At 31.6% G+C, this 16,065-nt stretch carries 17 protein-coding genes; all 17 read left to right on the top strand.

Annotated elements, in window-relative coordinates:
* The first annotated feature begins 127 nt into the window (after window positions 1-127).
* The 17 genes from Q0787_RS09235 (at window position 128) to Q0787_RS09315 (ending at window position 15,496) form a co-directional block, all read left to right on the top strand.
* On the top strand, window positions 128-418 hold the full coding sequence (locus tag Q0787_RS09235; RefSeq protein WP_298902207.1) for a hypothetical protein: 291 nt from the start codon (window positions 128-130) through the stop codon (window positions 416-418).
* Window positions 419-587: 169 nt separating this feature from the next.
* Window positions 588-1,070, top strand: a complete 483-nt coding sequence (locus tag Q0787_RS09240) for a hypothetical protein (RefSeq protein ID WP_298902208.1) — start codon at window positions 588-590, stop codon at window positions 1,068-1,070.
* Between the two features lie 37 nt (window positions 1,071-1,107).
* Window positions 1,108-2,514 (top strand): SUMF1/EgtB/PvdO family nonheme iron enzyme, encoded by a 1,407-nt coding sequence (locus Q0787_RS09245; protein WP_298902209.1) that lies wholly within the window; start codon window positions 1,108-1,110, stop codon window positions 2,512-2,514.
* A 23-nt stretch (window positions 2,515-2,537) separates the two neighbouring features.
* The gene (locus tag Q0787_RS09250; protein ID WP_298902210.1) at window positions 2,538-3,065 is read left to right on the top strand and encodes a GNAT family N-acetyltransferase; all 528 of its coding nucleotides are present in this window, start codon (window positions 2,538-2,540) and stop codon (window positions 3,063-3,065) included.
* Window positions 3,066-3,140: 75 nt separating this feature from the next.
* Window positions 3,141-3,656 (top strand): SRPBCC family protein, encoded by a 516-nt coding sequence (locus tag Q0787_RS09255; protein WP_298902211.1) that lies wholly within the window; start codon window positions 3,141-3,143, stop codon window positions 3,654-3,656.
* A gap of 43 nt (window positions 3,657-3,699) precedes the next feature.
* Entirely contained in the window at window positions 3,700-5,241 is a 1,542-nt protein-coding gene (locus tag Q0787_RS09260; protein WP_298902212.1) for a rhomboid family intramembrane serine protease, read from the top strand.
* Window positions 5,242-5,401: 160 nt separating this feature from the next.
* Window positions 5,402-6,292, top strand: a complete 891-nt coding sequence (locus Q0787_RS09265; protein ID WP_298902213.1) for a hypothetical protein — start codon at window positions 5,402-5,404, stop codon at window positions 6,290-6,292.
* An 815-nt stretch (window positions 6,293-7,107) separates the two neighbouring features.
* A complete protein-coding gene (locus tag Q0787_RS09270; RefSeq protein ID WP_298902215.1) occupies window positions 7,108-7,380 on the top strand; it encodes a hypothetical protein in 273 nt (90 codons plus the stop codon).
* A gap of 2 nt (window positions 7,381-7,382) precedes the next feature.
* The gene (locus Q0787_RS09275; protein ID WP_298902216.1) at window positions 7,383-7,799 is read left to right on the top strand and encodes a DUF4288 domain-containing protein; all 417 of its coding nucleotides are present in this window, start codon (window positions 7,383-7,385) and stop codon (window positions 7,797-7,799) included.
* Window positions 7,800-7,941: 142 nt separating this feature from the next.
* Complete coding sequence (locus Q0787_RS09280; protein WP_298902217.1) at window positions 7,942-8,610, top strand: hypothetical protein; 669 nt, start codon at window positions 7,942-7,944, stop codon at window positions 8,608-8,610.
* A gap of 458 nt (window positions 8,611-9,068) precedes the next feature.
* The gene (locus Q0787_RS09285) at window positions 9,069-9,614 is read left to right on the top strand and encodes a hypothetical protein (RefSeq protein ID WP_298902219.1); all 546 of its coding nucleotides are present in this window, start codon (window positions 9,069-9,071) and stop codon (window positions 9,612-9,614) included.
* A 175-nt stretch (window positions 9,615-9,789) separates the two neighbouring features.
* Window positions 9,790-10,320, top strand: coding sequence for a hypothetical protein (locus Q0787_RS09290; protein ID WP_298902220.1), 531 nt, complete (start codon window positions 9,790-9,792; stop codon window positions 10,318-10,320).
* Between the two features lie 169 nt (window positions 10,321-10,489).
* Window positions 10,490-11,230: a LytTR family DNA-binding domain-containing protein gene (locus Q0787_RS09295; RefSeq protein WP_298902221.1), complete on the top strand. Its 741-nt coding sequence runs from the start codon at window positions 10,490-10,492 to the stop codon at window positions 11,228-11,230.
* 93 nt (window positions 11,231-11,323) lie between these two features.
* On the top strand, window positions 11,324-12,790 hold the full coding sequence (locus tag Q0787_RS09300; RefSeq protein ID WP_298902222.1) for a serine hydrolase: 1,467 nt from the start codon (window positions 11,324-11,326) through the stop codon (window positions 12,788-12,790).
* Window positions 12,791-12,829: 39 nt separating this feature from the next.
* The gene (locus Q0787_RS09305) at window positions 12,830-13,960 is read left to right on the top strand and encodes a TlpA disulfide reductase family protein (RefSeq protein WP_298902223.1); all 1,131 of its coding nucleotides are present in this window, start codon (window positions 12,830-12,832) and stop codon (window positions 13,958-13,960) included.
* Between the two features lie 158 nt (window positions 13,961-14,118).
* The gene (locus tag Q0787_RS09310) at window positions 14,119-15,051 is read left to right on the top strand and encodes a hypothetical protein (RefSeq protein WP_298902224.1); all 933 of its coding nucleotides are present in this window, start codon (window positions 14,119-14,121) and stop codon (window positions 15,049-15,051) included.
* A gap of 31 nt (window positions 15,052-15,082) precedes the next feature.
* Window positions 15,083-15,496 carry a hypothetical protein gene (locus Q0787_RS09315; protein ID WP_298902225.1) on the top strand — a complete coding sequence of 138 codons (414 nt, stop codon included), beginning with the start codon at window positions 15,083-15,085 and terminating at the stop codon, window positions 15,494-15,496.
* Window positions 15,497-16,065: the final 569 nt, after the last annotated feature.

The following is a 16,065-nucleotide window of genomic DNA, read 5'->3' on the forward strand; positions in this document are numbered from 1 at the left end:
TAACATACCAACCCAACATAAACACAATTAAAATGAAGATACACATACTGATTGTTTTTCTCTAAAATGTCTTTTTGGAGCTTCAGTACCAACTGAATGTAAAGATTTTAAAACAGGGAAATTTAAAATGGAAGATGACCAAACTGGCACGAATTACATTACCCGAAACGATTCAACACAAATAGAATACCTTCCAAAGTTAGGCATCAAAGTAGAATTAAATGCAGTATGGACTAGTGATTGTACGTTAGAACTTAGTCTAAAAGACATTTTAGAGAACACCAATAATTATCCTATTTCCGATTTTATTTTAGTTTCGAAGATTATAAAAACTACAGACTCCTCGTACGTTATGAGTTCTGAGATTAAAGGCGTTGATGATACGCCTATGGTTAAAGAATTTATTAGGATAGACTAGAACTATAACAACACTTTTCAACTTCTTATTTGGCATGCACTTGAGCATGAAATAAGCAAACTTCGATAATACAAAATCTAATCGATTGCCCTTTAGCTCATTTTCTTTTGTTAACTTGTTTCGAGATTAAATCTCAATACGAAACTTTAACATATTGTATACCATTAAAATGAAAAACATAATTATTCTAACCCTATTCTCTATAGGCCTTTTTTCATGCTCGCAATCTAAAAAACATAGGGAATATCAAGGGACAGCCAAACTTAAAGATGATAGAATAAGAGCAGAATTGGTAAAGATGATGGAAAAAAAAGGCCCTTATACTTTTGTGATTTTTGAAGAGCCAAATTCTGGGAAATTTGTTCAGTTTGCAGGAAATAAAAACGAAGAGTTATTATTCGATTTACCATCAGATCAACTCAGTAAAACGCAACTAGAAAACGCAAAGAACATATTAAAAACGTATGACATCATTCATGAAACGTCGCCTACATATACAGACGAAACAGAAACGGCTGAGAATGGTTCCTTAAGTACGTTTAGCAAACGCATAAATAATGACATCGATTTAGCTATAGAGCTAACCTCTAGAGTTATGATTGATGTTTTTGGTTTCGATGAACATGTAAAACTTAGCATAGAAACCGATTAAAAAACGACAACAAGCAATCTTTATAATACTTAATATTATGAAAACATATTTTCTTTTTTTGGTTTTACTATGTAGTGCTTTAGTTGGGTATTCAGATAATCTTAAACTTTCAACTCCTGTTCTTTATCTTGAAAACGGAAAAGCAACTGCTGTTTTTAACCTCAGTTGGGACAATTCTTGGCATACTAACAAAAATCATGATGCGGTTTGGTTATTTTTCAAATCGATACCTGCAAATGGTCAGGCGTATCATATAAATGTATTAGGAGATGGACATTCAAAAGTTGCCGACTTCTCAGATGTTCCTGTAGATTTAGGTTTTGAGACAGCTCCAGATTCGGTTGGTCTTTTTGTTTTTCCTAAGTCGGCATTTAGAGGCAATATTAATGTCACAATAAAAATTACTTTAAATCATCAAAACTTCGAATCTATAAATAATCGTAATGCTGCTTTCCGAGTATTTGGAATTGAAATGGTTAACATTCCGAAACAGGACTTTGTGCTAGGCGATCCTGATCCATCTGCCCAAAATTATGGTAGTTTATACCAACCTACAAGCCATAAAAACACGGTTTCATTATGTCGTTTAAAATCGGAAACATCCGAGTTAAAAATAGGAATGGATGCCGATCTTTTTTATCAAAAAAAAGAAGGTTATGAGGGTGACCAAACAGGTGTTGTACCCGCAGGGTTCCCTAAAGGGGTTGACGCCTTTTATCTTATGAAATATGAAATCACGGAAGGACTATATGCTACATTTTTAAATACACTCCCTAATGATTGGCAAGACCTAAGAAATATTACAAAAGAAGAAAATTATGAACGCGATGGAGGATCCATAACATTCATTGAACAGAAATTTCAAACACCTTATGAAAATAAGCCTTGTAAGTTTTTGGGTTGGGAAGATGCCATGACACTTGCCGATTGGTCTGGTCTACGTCCAATGACAGAATTCGAATTTACTAAAGCCTCCAGAGGAAATAGAAAACCAATAGCAGGTGAGTTTCCTTGGGGGACAAATAACAAATATTTAATGCAAAGAATGCCCGATGCCAACGGTGTTTTACAAATGAACAACGGTTGGGAAGAAGATATGCTATCTGATGATAATCTCGCCTATTTTGGTGCGTCTCATTATTGGGTAATGGATTTATCAGGAAGTATGTGGGAAAGAGTTGTAAGTATAGGACATCCTGTTGGAAGACTGTATACAGGGTCGTATGGCGACGGAAAACTAGGAAGTAACGGGCTTGCAACAAATACCGATTGGCCTACAGGAGATGCTGATGCTGGTGGCGTTGGTTTCCGTGGTGGCGGTTTTTATGGATATAATAGAGCATATCATGAATTTAATCCTTTTAGCCCAATCGCCTATAGACCTTATGGAGGATGGCATGGTGTAAACAGAAATAAAGCCTATGGCTGTAGATTGGCTAGATAGGTTAAAACAAAACCTTCATAAAAGTGAATGACATCAACATTAGAAAAATTACTCTAAGTGATATTGACCAATTACAAAATATTGGAAAACAGACTTTTGCCGAGACCTTTTCCTCTGGTAACAGTGAAGCCAATATGAACGATTATTTGAAGCATAAGTTCTCAAAAGAGGTACTTGAAACTGAGCTCAACGATAAAAATTCTGAATTTTATTTTGCTGAACTCGAACAGCAAAACATAGGTTATTTAAAAATTAATTTTGGTAAGTCGCAAACAGAAATTAGTGGTGAGAATGCACTTGAAATCGAGCGGATTTATGTTTTAAAAGAATTTCATGGCAAAAAGGTAGGGCAACTACTCTACCAAAAAGCCATAGAACTCGCAAAGCAACAAAAAGTTGATTATATTTGGTTAGGCGTTTGGGAAGACAACCCAAGGGCTATTCGGTTTTATGAGAAAAATGGATTTGTAAAATTTGACAAACATATTTTCAAATTAGGTAATGACGAGCAAACCGATATTATGATGAGATTGCTGCTGAAGAACAACTAGTGACATAGATCGTGTTCTATTTTAAAACTGAGACACGACATAAATAGATATCAATTAACTTAATATATCAAAACCATGAAGTATTTAAAGTACATCCTCGGAATTTTAGCCATTCTAGTCATCGGATTTTTTCTTTTAGGTCTAGTCAAATCAGAAGTAACCTATGAATGTGAAGTCATAGCAGATAAACCATTAGCCGAATCTTGGGCTGTTAGCCAAGATGATAAGAACATGGCAAAGTGGTTAATGGGATTTCAAAAAACAGAACACATAAGCGGTACTCCTGGAACAGTTGGAGCCGTATCTGATATTTATTTTATTAGTGACGGACAAGAAATGACGATTAGAGAAACCATTACAGAAATTGTTCCTAACGAATCTATATCGATGTTATTTACTTCAGATTTTATGGATATGGATTATAATCTTACAATGACCTCTGTAGATGGCAAAACAAAAATTAAGTCGAATACAACATGTAGAGGAAACGGAATAATTTCAAAATCTATGGTCGCCTTAATGGGCAGTTCTATGAAAACACAGGAAGAAACCAACCTTTCTAATCTAAAAAAAACGATAGAAGACAATTAGAGACATTCAATATTAAAACCTAAATAACCAAGCCCTTAACGTATTGGATACCATCAAAACAAAACTTACAGTAGTCTTTATCCCTTTTCTATTGGCCGCTATAGGCACTGTACTTTTTTATAACATTTTTCGCTGGACTCTAGACCTTAAACTTGGTGTTTTACCACTAAAAGACGATGTACTAAATCTTTGGATTCCTATTACACTTCCTTGGGTTTCTGTTCTTATTTGGCTTCGAAGACGACTACGAGTTTTAAATATTCAAGGTAAAAATGGTAGCGGTCATTTTATATATCAACTTGTCATGGTAATGGCTATGGTTGTTCCAATGGTAATGAGTCAAAACTATCTTGAAAAAAACACGTTCGACTTAATCGAAGTCGGCTCCGTTTCAGAAGTAAAAGCATTAAAAAAAGAAAAATACTTCAAAATAGAAACCTTCAAAGTTGATTTTAATTCTAGCCTTCCATATATAACATCACGCAGTTCTGGTCGAAATAACGAAGACTTAAACTTTTACCTGTACCTCGCCTGCCCGTTTGAAAGTACGACGACGGTTTGGTATGGCGTTGAGTACAATAAAAAAGTAAACAATAGAATAAGTGACCAGAAAAAAGATTCGGAATACAGAAACTTCTTAACGCTATCTGAGGACGCATTTAATACTTATAATTTTCAGGAGGTTACATACTTTGAAAAGCTAGGATATTCAGATGATAGAGATGGTTATTTGGAGGCTATTGAGCAGAAAAATCCCGATTTTGAAAAAAGCGAACACATTGTCCTTGTGCCCAAAAAAGACCGCTTTGAAGACAGGCTTGGACAGCATGCATTCCTTTGGATTTTTGGTTCTTTTGGCATTGGCGCTTTCATTGTATTGATTCTAGTTCTATTTCCAAAAATTGACGACAAGGAATTAAGCAATTTTAAGAAAAAGAAACCACTGCAAGAAGACGATGTAAAAGACATTCTAAACTTTTTAAACCCTTTAGGAGAATATAAAACTACTGCTATTCTTTTACTCATTAATATTGTGGTCTTTTTAATTATGGTAGGTTACGGACTTAATATAATGTCTCCAACACCAAAGGAGCTTCTTGAGATTGGAGGACATAGGCGATTTGAAGTTTTAAATGGAGACTATTGGAGGTTATTCACATCAATGTTTATCCATGGCGGAATCATGCATTTATTTATGAACTTGCTTGGCCTTGGTCTTGCCAGTCATTTGTTAGAAAAAGTGCTAGGCGCTGTAAAATTGATGGTCATTTATATGATTTGCGGATTACTAGCAAGTCTTGCCAGTATCTATTGGCACGAACATACGATTAGTGTTGGAGCGTCTGGAGCAATTTTCGGGCTGTATGGTCTTATCCTGGCGTTTACGCTATTTAAAATTTATCCGAAGTATATCCTTAGTTTCAATTGGATCTTATTAGGGCTTTATGCAGGTATAAGTTTAGTGTTTGGCTTTTTTGGTGGTATCGATAATGCGGCACATTTTGGTGGCTTAATAAGTGGATTTATTGTTGGTGGTATTTTAATTCTATCAAACAAAACACAGCTTCAAGAAAAGGCAAAATAGCAATAGCTATAGTACATCATTTGTTTTAAAAAACTATGATTTAATTCGCACGATCACAACCTGCAAACAGGAACAAAACTTCCCGATTATGGGAAAATAACACCCAAAAACGTGTATATTTATCCTCATATAACACGTTGTAAGCAAGCTAAAAAAAACTATGATAAACGAATTAATTACGGATATAGCATACGATAAAATAACAGTATCACAAGGTCTAACAAGAGCTAAATTAATTGCACGTCAGATAAAGAACGATACGTTTAAAAGTTGGTTAAACAAAGAATTAAATGGATATGACTATGAAGACCCATTAATGCCTGAATACAGAAAAATATGGGCTGAAATTCATCTGACAGCGGAATTTCCTTTTGGTAGAACCCAATCTTTTCCTGTTGTCTTATCAGATGAGCAAAGAGATTTAGGAGAGTTATTAAATCACCATAGAGTTGTTGAACCAATTGCAATTGTTGAACAAAATATTGGACAAATGACAGAAGCAAAAGCCTATATTCATTTGAATGGAGGTATGGTTCAAACTGTTAGTGAACTCTACAAAGACCAAATGCAACAATATCAAGGAGTGATAAGAAGTGGACAAAGAACAATTGGTAAAGCTCAATTAACTAACATAGTGGAATTAACAAAGCAGAAGTTAATTGACACTTTACAAGATTTAGAAGAACAATTTCCTGATTTAGATAACAAATACGTTATGAACGAAGAAAACGATAAAAAAGCTCAAAACATTATAACTAATAATATTTATGGAAATAATAATCCATTAAATGTAGCCGCTGGAGAAAATATAACCCAAGGAGATATAAATTTGACTATAAACGCTCAAGAGGTCGAAAAACTAAAAGAATTGGGTGTTGATGACGTAGCTTTAGAAGAACTACAAACAATAGACAAAGAAAATCCAAAAGGTTCAGAAGGCAGAAAAGGAAAAGTTGCGAGTTGGTTAGGTAGAGTCACAGCATCAATGACAGCAAAAGGATTATATGAGAATATACCTGAATTAGTCGAGTTTGTAGGTAACTTAATGTAAAAGCCAGCTTACAACAACGTGTATAGTTAATTACTCGTTCTGTGTGTACTCGGAAAATCCTACGGATTTTCCTCTGGTTCGTTTTCTTTTGCTAACTTAGTTCTTGCCAACGCAACTAACCATACACAAACACGTTAGGTACAATTGCAACTTCTCGCTCTTGTAACTTACTCATACTCTCTTTACGTTTGCTTATTTCGGCGAAAACTGATTACTCAAAATTCCTTGCGTTAGCTCGTTTACTGCTTTATGTGCTTACTCTTGCTCACTTTACCTTAGATTGGTTGTGGTAACACGTTCTTACTCTATTGTGTTGCAACAGTACATAACAACGTGTATAGTTCATTGCTGGTTGTGTGTGTACTCGGAAAATCCTACGGATTTTCCTCTGGTTCGTTTTCTTTTACTAATTTAGTTGCTAGCCAACGCAACTAACCATACACAAACACGTTAGGTACAATTGCAACTTCTCACTCTTGTAACTTACTCATACTCTCTTTACGTTAGCTTATTTCGGCGAAAACTGATTACTCAAAATTCCTTGCGTTAGCTCGTTTACTACTTTATGTGCTTACTCTTGCTCACTTTACCTTAGATTGGTTGTGGTAACACGTTCTTACTCTATTGTGTTGCAACAGTACATAACAACGTGTATAGTTCATTGCTGGTTGTGTGTGTACTCGGAAAATCCTACGGATTTTCCTCTGGTTCGTTTTCTTTTACTAATTTAGACCTAGCCAACGCAACTAACCATACACGAACACGTTAGCAACAATTTGAGAAAAACTTTTGTCATACTAATAATATTAAGCATTTTGTCTTGTAAACAAAAAGACGAATGTTATCCTGAATTTAAAGAAAGTCTGAATTACATTAAAGAATCTGTTGACCCAAATGTTAATGAATCACGATTGAGTATCGAAATACAACGAAATATCAAAGTTTTAGAATCAATCTCTGGCATTTTAAATAAAGATAGAGGACATAATTTTCTCAATATAATGAATATTTCTCAAAGTGATATTACTAAATGGGAAACGTGGATTTCAAAGAAATGTGATTCAATAAATCAAAAGAACTTAAAATAAAAATGAAATCCCAAGAAAGAATATCGAACGAAAACGGAAATTGGTATATCGTTGAGATTGTAGAAAAATGCGAGCCTGTAGAACGAAATGAAAAACAAGATTTACGTAAAGTTACTACATGGGGAAATCATCATCTGATTAAAGCCAGTTCACCGGAAAAGGCATTTGATAAAGCTGTGAAACTTGGAAAAGAAGGTGAATATATATTTACGAATTCTGACAAAGTTGAAATGGAATGGATATTCGTTGGAATTGGAGAGCTATTACCAATCTATGAAGAAAATATAGAGGATGGAGCTGAAATAATGTGGAAAGATTACGGATTTATATCTGATAGACGAGCCAAACGGTTCGTTTTTGAAAAGAAAGAACTTTTAAGGGATATTAAACCGAAACCTAAACTGAATAAAAAACTGTAGCTAACAACGTGTATAATTAATGCTTGCTTTGTTTATTGCCAAAGTTTTCGCATCTTTATTCAACTGATTTTCCTGCGGAAAATCAGCCGTGTGTTTGATCGCACTAACCATACACAAACACGTTAGGCACAATTAAATAACCGTGAAAAAAGTACCAACATTTATTGAATTTATAGAATATATATGCAATAGACCAAGTATGTATAGTTTGCAAGGTTCTTTTAATGAAACATCTGCGTTTATAACTGGATATTCTTATGCTAAAAAAACACCAATTAGCAGAGGAACTGTATTCAATAGATTTGTTTGTCTGAAAAACTCTTTCCCAACAAATTATGATTGGACTTACGTCATTAAAATTTGCTCTGAAAATGATGATGAAGGAATTACGAATATGAAAAATACAATTCTTGAATTTATAGAATTGTCAAACCGATTGAACGAAGAAGAATTAATACAATTTGCTATCAATAATGCTGATCTAAAAGAAGGTGAACCTGAAAAAGTATTTCGTGAATTCGATAATGCTTTATTATTTGGCAATAAAAAAATTATTCAATCCTTAATTTTGGAAAACGACAATGCTGATTTATTATGGAATGGAAAGTATCCAGATTCTGTTGCAGAGAAATTAAATGAATTATCGAATAATCAACCTATAAAAAGAATTAAGGAATCTGAAGATGGAAAATCGGTTGAAATAATTGCATCTGGTTGGCCATTTTCTATTGAACTGCTTTTAAAAAATGACAAGTGGAAAGTAAATGCTGATAAAATAATTGAATTAAGAACTGAAAATAACAGTGCCTAACAACGTGTATAATTAATAGCTCTTCTGTGCGTACTCGGAAAATCCTGCGGATTTTCCTCTGGTTCGTTTTCTTTTGCTAACTTAGTTCCTAACCAACGCAACGAAATCATACACAAACACGTTACAAGCAATTGCTCATTCTCACTCAAACTCAATTTATCTACTTACTTATACTCTCTGTACGTTAGCTAGTGTCTGGCAATACGCACTTACTCAAATAGCAAAACGTGAGCTACTTACAACTAAATGTGATTACTCTTGCTCGTTTATTCCTAGCGTCCTTGAGGCAATACGTGTTTACTCTTCTGTTTCGCAACAGCATATAACAACGCGTATAGTTCATTGCTCGGAAATTCCTATCGGAATTTCTGTCGCTTCTGAACAATGGGTTCGCTCCTATTTGCTATCTTAGTGCAGACGCAACGAAACCATACACGAACACGTTGTACAACATTTGAATGAAACGAATATTAACAATCATATTTTTACTTCTAATTTTCAATTTATCAAATTCTCAACAGTCAGATAGAGTTAAAGAAATAGTAAAAGAACTCAAAGAGGTCGAATCTAAACCTGATACTATTTTTTATGGAAACGGAAAAATTTGGTGGAAAAGCACTTTAACAACTTATAATTACAATTCAGAAACTTTCTCTCTTTATACTGGAGAGCAAATACAATATTATAAAAATGGTAAAATTGCTAACGAATCAATATATGATAAATATGGTAATCTACTATCTTGGAACGGATATGATAGAGATGGAAATAAAACAATTGAATCTGTGACTACCGAAATTGACTCAAATGCTAAAAATCTGATTGAATTTTTTGAATCTGAAAAACATATTACTTTTAAAAGAGATGTTAAGTACTATAAATGCTCAAACAAACTCGGGATTTGCTATTTGTATAAAGAAGGGCAAACCATAAACGGAAAGAAAAGTGGGATTTGGAAATTTTATAAAGAAAACGGAGATCTAAAAAAGGAAAAAAGGTATTGAATATAAAAACGTTGTACAACAACGTGTATAATCAATTGCTTGATTATCGCTTACTCGGAAAATCCTACGGATTTTCCTCAGGTTCGTTTTCTTTTACTAATTTAGTTACTTACACACGCAACTAACCATACACGAACACGTTGTATGCAATTTGAGAAAAATCTGAATTTGAAAAATGGAATATAGAATTGGTGATTTTTATGATGGAAAAATAGGTAACTATAAACTGAAAAAGGAATATATCTTTTCATATTCTTTTTCACCTGGACTTTATAACAAATTGTGTAAAATAAATCTTTTTGTAAAGAGCAATTTGACTTATGAATTATTTCTGTTTTTCTATGACCAAAACCAACAGAGTTTGGAATCATTAAAAGAAAATCCTAGAGAGGCTAGAATTCATTTTTATCAAGAAAGCAAATTACCTTTTGCCATAAAGCAAACTTTATTGGAAATTGTAAATCCTGAATTCCATTTAAATGATTCGTATTATAATTCAAAAAATACTTTTGGAATGTTAGACAGGACTTCCATTAATGCTGAGATAAATCAGGAGAAAAAATACTTTTCAATTGATTTGAGTCTAGACACATTAGATAAGAATTTATTTAAGACAGAATCTGAATTAAACTTTTTAAAGCTAATAGAACGAACAGAAGATTTTTTAGAAAAAATAAGAGACTTCCACATGGGAACTTATGAATAAAAACTGCACACAACAACGTGTATAGTAAATTGCTAGTTTTGTGTGTACTCGGAAAATCCTACGGATTTTCCTCTGGTTCGTTTTCTTTTGCTAACTTAGTTCTTGCCAACGCAACTAACCATACACGAACACGTTGTGCCTAATTATAACAAATATTTTCACATAATTAATGAATAGAATAAAAACATCCTTTAAACCTAACTTTCTTATTTCTCTAATGATTAGTAGTTGGTTATTTCTTTTCACAGTTCTTATCAAACCTTTTCAGCTTGAACCTTTAATAAATTCAAGATGGATAACTATGGCATTAGGATATAGTATAATTGCTTTGTTTGGTTATCTAACACTTATTCCGCTACAGAATAAAATTTTCACGAAGGCTAATAAATGGAATTTAAAATATGAATTTATAATTTTTCTTCTCTTCTTTCTATTAACACTAATTCCTAGTTATTTATACCATAAGAGTGATTTTACAAACGGAATCTATAATTTCTTTGAGTTTAGTATCAATATTTTTCTTCCAACTATTATTATTTTAACACCTATAATAATAGTTGCAAGAATACATCTAATAAAGTTAGTTGATAAAACAGAAGACTTTATTATAATAAATGGAACTTATAAATTAGACTATTTAAAAATTAAGCCTGCAAATTTAGTTTGTGTTTCAAGTTCAAAAAACTACGTTGACATTTATTATTTGAATAATGGAATTTTAACAAAAAAAGTGATTCGAGCTTCACTTAAAAAAATTGAAAAAGAAGTACCATTACTAACAAGAGTTCATCGTTCTCATCTAATAAACCCTAATCATTTTCTATCTTGGAAAAACAACAATACACTTTCATTAACTCAAATTGAAATCCCGATAACTAAAACTTTTAAAGAAGGCATAAAGCCTTTTTGATTTCGTACCTAAAACACCATAATTAGTAACTATAGAAATAATTTAAAGTTATTAATTGATTAGCATTGGTAAATTGCCTCCAAAAATTTATCAATGCAAAAACAGAAATTATTTAAAGTTATATTTTATCCTATACTTTTTCTAACTGTATACGGATGCAATAAAAAAGAAACCAATATTAGAACTCTTTTAGGAACAAATATTTCTCAAAAAACAACAGATAATTTCATTGATAACCAAATGAAAATACTGAATATGCCAGCTTTATCTATTGCAATTATCAATAACGGAGAAGTCGTTTATCAAAGCATAAAAGGGTATGCAGATAAAGATAAAAAAATATTAGCTAATAATAAATCAATATTTGAAGGAGCATCTGTCTCAAAATCAGTTTTTGGTTTTTTTGTAATGACTTTAGTTGAAGACGGCATACTTGATTTAGACAAACCTCTTTACAAATACCTGTCAAATCCTGATATTGAAAACGATGAGCGCTATAAAAAAATAACGGCAAGAATGGTGCTTTCGCATCGTTCTGGGTTCCCAAATTGGCGTGATGATTACTCTAAAAAGAAACTTTTCATTCAATTTGAACCTGGAACCGATTATCATTATTCTGGAGAAGGTTACCAATATTTGGCAGAAGTTCTAAAACATCTTTTAAACACTAATTGGGCAGGTTTGGAAAAAGAATTTCAAAAAAGAGTGGCAATACCATTTGAAATGGAACATACCAAATTCATAAAGGATGATTACATAAGAGAATATAAAGTTCGACCTTATGACAAAAATGGTAACTTGATTGATAAAGATAAAGATGAATGGTGGAAAAGTAGAGATTCTGTTTTTGTCGCACCAACGACTATACATTCAGAAGCAATTGACTTTTCTAAATGGATGATTGCAATGATGAATAAAGAAGGATTATCCGAAAATGGATTTGATGAACTTTACAAATCACATTCAGAAATTAGTGACGGACTTTTAAAGGAAGATTATACTTTAGGGTTTAGCAAACTATCAATTCTTAACCTCAGTGAGTTGTTTTCTCACAGCGGAAATAATACTGGATTTTCTTCTTACTTTACGTTTGATAAAGACAAAAAATGGGGTTTCGTTTTCTTTACGAATTCCAAAGCTGGAGACCAATTTGCCTTAAACCTTACGTATAATTTATTATTATCTGGAACAATTGGAAAACAAATTGCTATTGGACTTACATTATTTTTTTCTACAATACTATTAATTACAAACCTAATTCTTGTCTTTTTAAAAAAATCAAAAATGCTAAAAATACGACAATCTAATCTTGGAATTGGACTAATAGTCTGTATGTTTATAGTAATATCTTTGATTTTTATGCTTACTGTAAACTATGGGGTCATAATTTATTTGTATCCTTTAACAGTTTTACTTGCTCTATTTTTAAGTTTCAGAATATTTAATTCGATTATCAAACATTGGAGAGAAAATAAAGGCAGAAAGACTGAATTAGTCTTTCAAACAATATTTCTTATAAGTGTTCTGATTTCAGGAATTACAGTAGGAATTTTACAATAAATAACTTGCCACAACATTATGAAAAACAAATTAAATATCATGAAAAACAAATTACTATTATTAATCTTTTTAGGAATTTCAATTCTTTTCAACTCTTGTAAACAAAAGCAGGAAGAATTTAATATTTCTGCAGAAATAACTGGTTTTGAAGATAACTCAAAAGTCATTGTTTCCGATAGAATTACAGGTAAAATTTTAGATTCAACTACTATTATTAAAAACAATTTTACATTAAAGGGCATTCTTGATAATGCGCCTACTGATTTAAGTTTAGTAATAACTTCAAGTGCTGACAAAGATAACTTATATTCATCATTCTTTATTGGTAATGAAAACGTAAAAATTTCTGGTGATAAAAGTAACTTTAAAGATAACTTAAAAATTACTGGCTCTAAACACAATAAGTTTAAAGTTGAACTAGATAATCTATTGAATCATTTGTCTAAAGAGAGAAGCAAGAAAGTACAAAAAATGTTTTCGTTAAGGAATGAAGGGAAATGGAATGATAGCTTACATCAAGCATATTGGGGAAAAAATGGAACTATAAGACAAATTGATGCTCAAATTTTCGAAAAGCGAAAGACATTTATTTCCAAAAACATCAATTCTGATTATGCTCTTTCACAACTTGTAACCTATAAGAATGATTTTTCTAAAGAGTTTGTAAATGAACAAATTAGTAAACTAAACTCTACTTTTAAAAACACAGAATATGTAAATGTAATTAATACAGCAATAAATACGCAACAGCTAAAAATAAATGATAAATTTTACAATTTTAGTGCTGAAAACATTAACGGAAATAGAGTGTCATTTGCTGATTTTTTTGATAAAAAGTATGTTCTTCTTGAGTTTTTCTCTCCTTATTGTGGTATTTGTTTAGGAGCCTTACCCGAAATTAAGAAAATTGCTCACAATAATAAATTAGATGTTATAAGTTTATATGTAGATAAAAGTAAAGAAGACTGGATTGAACATATTGAAAAGGAAAATATAGATTGGGTTAGTTTATGGATTGACAAGGGAAGGTATAGTGATGCTTATTCGAAGTATCATATAACAGGAACACCAACATATTACTTATTTGATAAAAATGGGGTTTTAGTCAAGAAATGGGTTGGGTGGTACGGAAAAGAGTTTAGAACTCAATTAAATGAGCTTATGAAATAACTAGGCACAACAACGTGTATAGTTCATTGCTTCCGACTTTCCTTTCGGAAAGTCCTCGCGGACTTTCTATCTGTGATTTATTTGCTAAATTAGTTGCTTAAACACGCAACGAAATCATACACAAACACGTTGTAAAACATTAGAACGAAATTCTAGAAATGAAAAAAAATCCGAAAATATTTTCAATTTTAATCACACTAATCATATCTGTGATTTTAGGATATATAGAAATTGGAATTTTTAAAGAATATGGTTGGACTGTATTTCTTGTAATTCCATTAATAACTGGATTTCTTCCACCTTTTATTAATGGAAAATTATCGAAAATAAGTAAAAAAGAAAGTTATAAATTAAGTTTTCTAACACTCGGAATTGTTTTAATTGGACTTTTGATTTTTGCAATTGAAGGAATGATTTGTATTGCAATGTCTTTACCTTTAATCGCTTTATTAGTTTGGCTTGGTTCTTATTTAGGATTTAAAGCAAACTCAGGAAAGTGGATAAATCCGACAAATACAACAATTGGACTTCTTATTATTTGCGCAAGTTCAATGAGTTTCGACTATATAAATGAACCTGAAAACTTAATTCCTGTTAGAACGAAAATTATTGTTAACTCTAATATAGAGAATGTTTGGAAAAACGTTGTGACTTTTGACAAAATAGACGAACCAGCTGACTGGATTTTTAAAACGGGAATATCATATCCAACAGACGCAACTATTAAAGGAACTGGAGTTGGAGCAATAAGATATTGTAATTTTACAACTGGTAGTTTTGTAGAACCAATCACAACTTGGAACGAACCAAATTTATTACAATTTGACGTAAAAGAACAACCAATTCCTATGAATGAATTCAATCCATTTTGGGAAATTCATCCTCCACATTTAGATGGTTATTTCAAGTCTTATAAAGGTCAATTTAAATTAATCAAACTTGGAGAAAATCAAACTGAATTAGAAGGAACAACTTGGTATAAAGTAGATATTACACCAGAAATTTACTGGAAAACTTGGTCTGATTTTATAATTCACAGAATACATAAACGAGTATTGAATCATATCAAAATAGAAACTGAAAATAAATAACGTTTAACAACAACTCTAAAATAGAATATAAATGAGAATTAAAAACGGAGTTTTTCCATACTTTTTTATAGGACTTTGGTCCATTATTTTTGGTATTGGGTTGATAACCATGTATTCAAGAAACGGGTTAATAAGAATTTTTGGAAACTTGAACGAAAGAAACACAATTAATTCTTTACCTTTTTTGATAATAGGAATTCTCGTTCTAATATTATTTTTATCAAACTTGATTTTTACATATTGGATAAAAGATTATAGAGACAAAATAATAATTAGAAATGTATTTAAGCAAAAAGAAATCAATTGGAATGAGATATCTAAAATTGAAACTTTGAAGTGGATAAACTTATCTCAAATCTCTATTATTAAAACCAAATCAAACAAAAAGTATTTTGTTCACTGTCAATATAAAAACCTAAAAGATGTTTTACAACAACGTCGCTAACTAATATTTTAAAATATAGTTAAGCAATTAATAAAATGAAATATTGAAAAAGATCCAAAAAAAATACGTTAGAAATTATTATGCAATTGCAATCTTAATAAATGTAGTTCTACCTGTTTTATCAATGATTTATGTAATAGGAAATCGGAAAGGAGAAGCCCAAATGGGATACTTCATAATTGGGATTTGGGGATTGATTTGTATTTTTGTTTATTCTATTTACTTTGCAATACCAGATTTTAATAAAAATTGGGAAAAAGTAGCGGGTCTTTTATTTCCCACAATTCTATTGAGCTTAGCGCTCATAAAATATTGGAATTTTGCTCTTGTAATTTTATTAAATTTAATTATGAACGGTTTTTTTATCTGGCATCTGACAAAGAAAACGTTTCACAACAACGTGTATAATTAATTGCTGGTTTGTGTACTCGGAAAATCCTACGGATTTTCCTCTGGTTCGTTTTCTTTTGCTAACTTAGTTCCAGCCAACGCAACTAACCATACACGAACACGTTACAAGCAATTGCTCATTCTCACTCAAACTCAATTTATCTACTTACTTATACTCT

The organism is uncultured Psychroserpens sp., assembly GCF_947492715.1.
Lineage (GTDB): Bacteria > Bacteroidota > Bacteroidia > Flavobacteriales > Flavobacteriaceae > Psychroserpens.

Excerpts from the sequence above, each read along its gene's own strand:
- Q0787_RS09315 (WP_298902225.1), top strand. The coding sequence starts at position 15,083 with ATGAGAATTAAAAACGGAGTTTTTCCATACTTTTTTATAGGACTTTGG.
- Q0787_RS09295 (WP_298902221.1), top strand. The coding sequence starts at position 10,490 with ATGAATAGAATAAAAACATCCTTTAAACCTAACTTTCTTATTTCTCTA.
- Q0787_RS09245 (WP_298902209.1), top strand. The coding sequence starts at position 1,108 with ATGAAAACATATTTTCTTTTTTTGGTTTTACTATGTAGTGCTTTAGTT.
- Q0787_RS09290 (WP_298902220.1), top strand. The coding sequence starts at position 9,790 with ATGGAATATAGAATTGGTGATTTTTATGATGGAAAAATAGGTAACTAT.
- Q0787_RS09265 (WP_298902213.1), top strand. The coding sequence starts at position 5,402 with ATGATAAACGAATTAATTACGGATATAGCATACGATAAAATAACAGTA.
- Q0787_RS09300 (WP_298902222.1), top strand. The coding sequence starts at position 11,324 with ATGCAAAAACAGAAATTATTTAAAGTTATATTTTATCCTATACTTTTT.
- Q0787_RS09285 (WP_298902219.1), top strand. The coding sequence starts at position 9,069 with ATGAAACGAATATTAACAATCATATTTTTACTTCTAATTTTCAATTTA.
- Q0787_RS09275 (WP_298902216.1), top strand. The coding sequence starts at position 7,383 with ATGAAATCCCAAGAAAGAATATCGAACGAAAACGGAAATTGGTATATC.
- Q0787_RS09235 (WP_298902207.1), top strand. The coding sequence starts at position 128 with ATGGAAGATGACCAAACTGGCACGAATTACATTACCCGAAACGATTCA.
- Q0787_RS09255 (WP_298902211.1), top strand. The coding sequence starts at position 3,141 with ATGAAGTATTTAAAGTACATCCTCGGAATTTTAGCCATTCTAGTCATC.
- Q0787_RS09305 (WP_298902223.1), top strand. The coding sequence starts at position 12,830 with ATGAAAAACAAATTACTATTATTAATCTTTTTAGGAATTTCAATTCTT.
- Q0787_RS09310 (WP_298902224.1), top strand. The coding sequence starts at position 14,119 with ATGAAAAAAAATCCGAAAATATTTTCAATTTTAATCACACTAATCATA.
- Q0787_RS09240 (WP_298902208.1), top strand. The coding sequence starts at position 588 with ATGAAAAACATAATTATTCTAACCCTATTCTCTATAGGCCTTTTTTCA.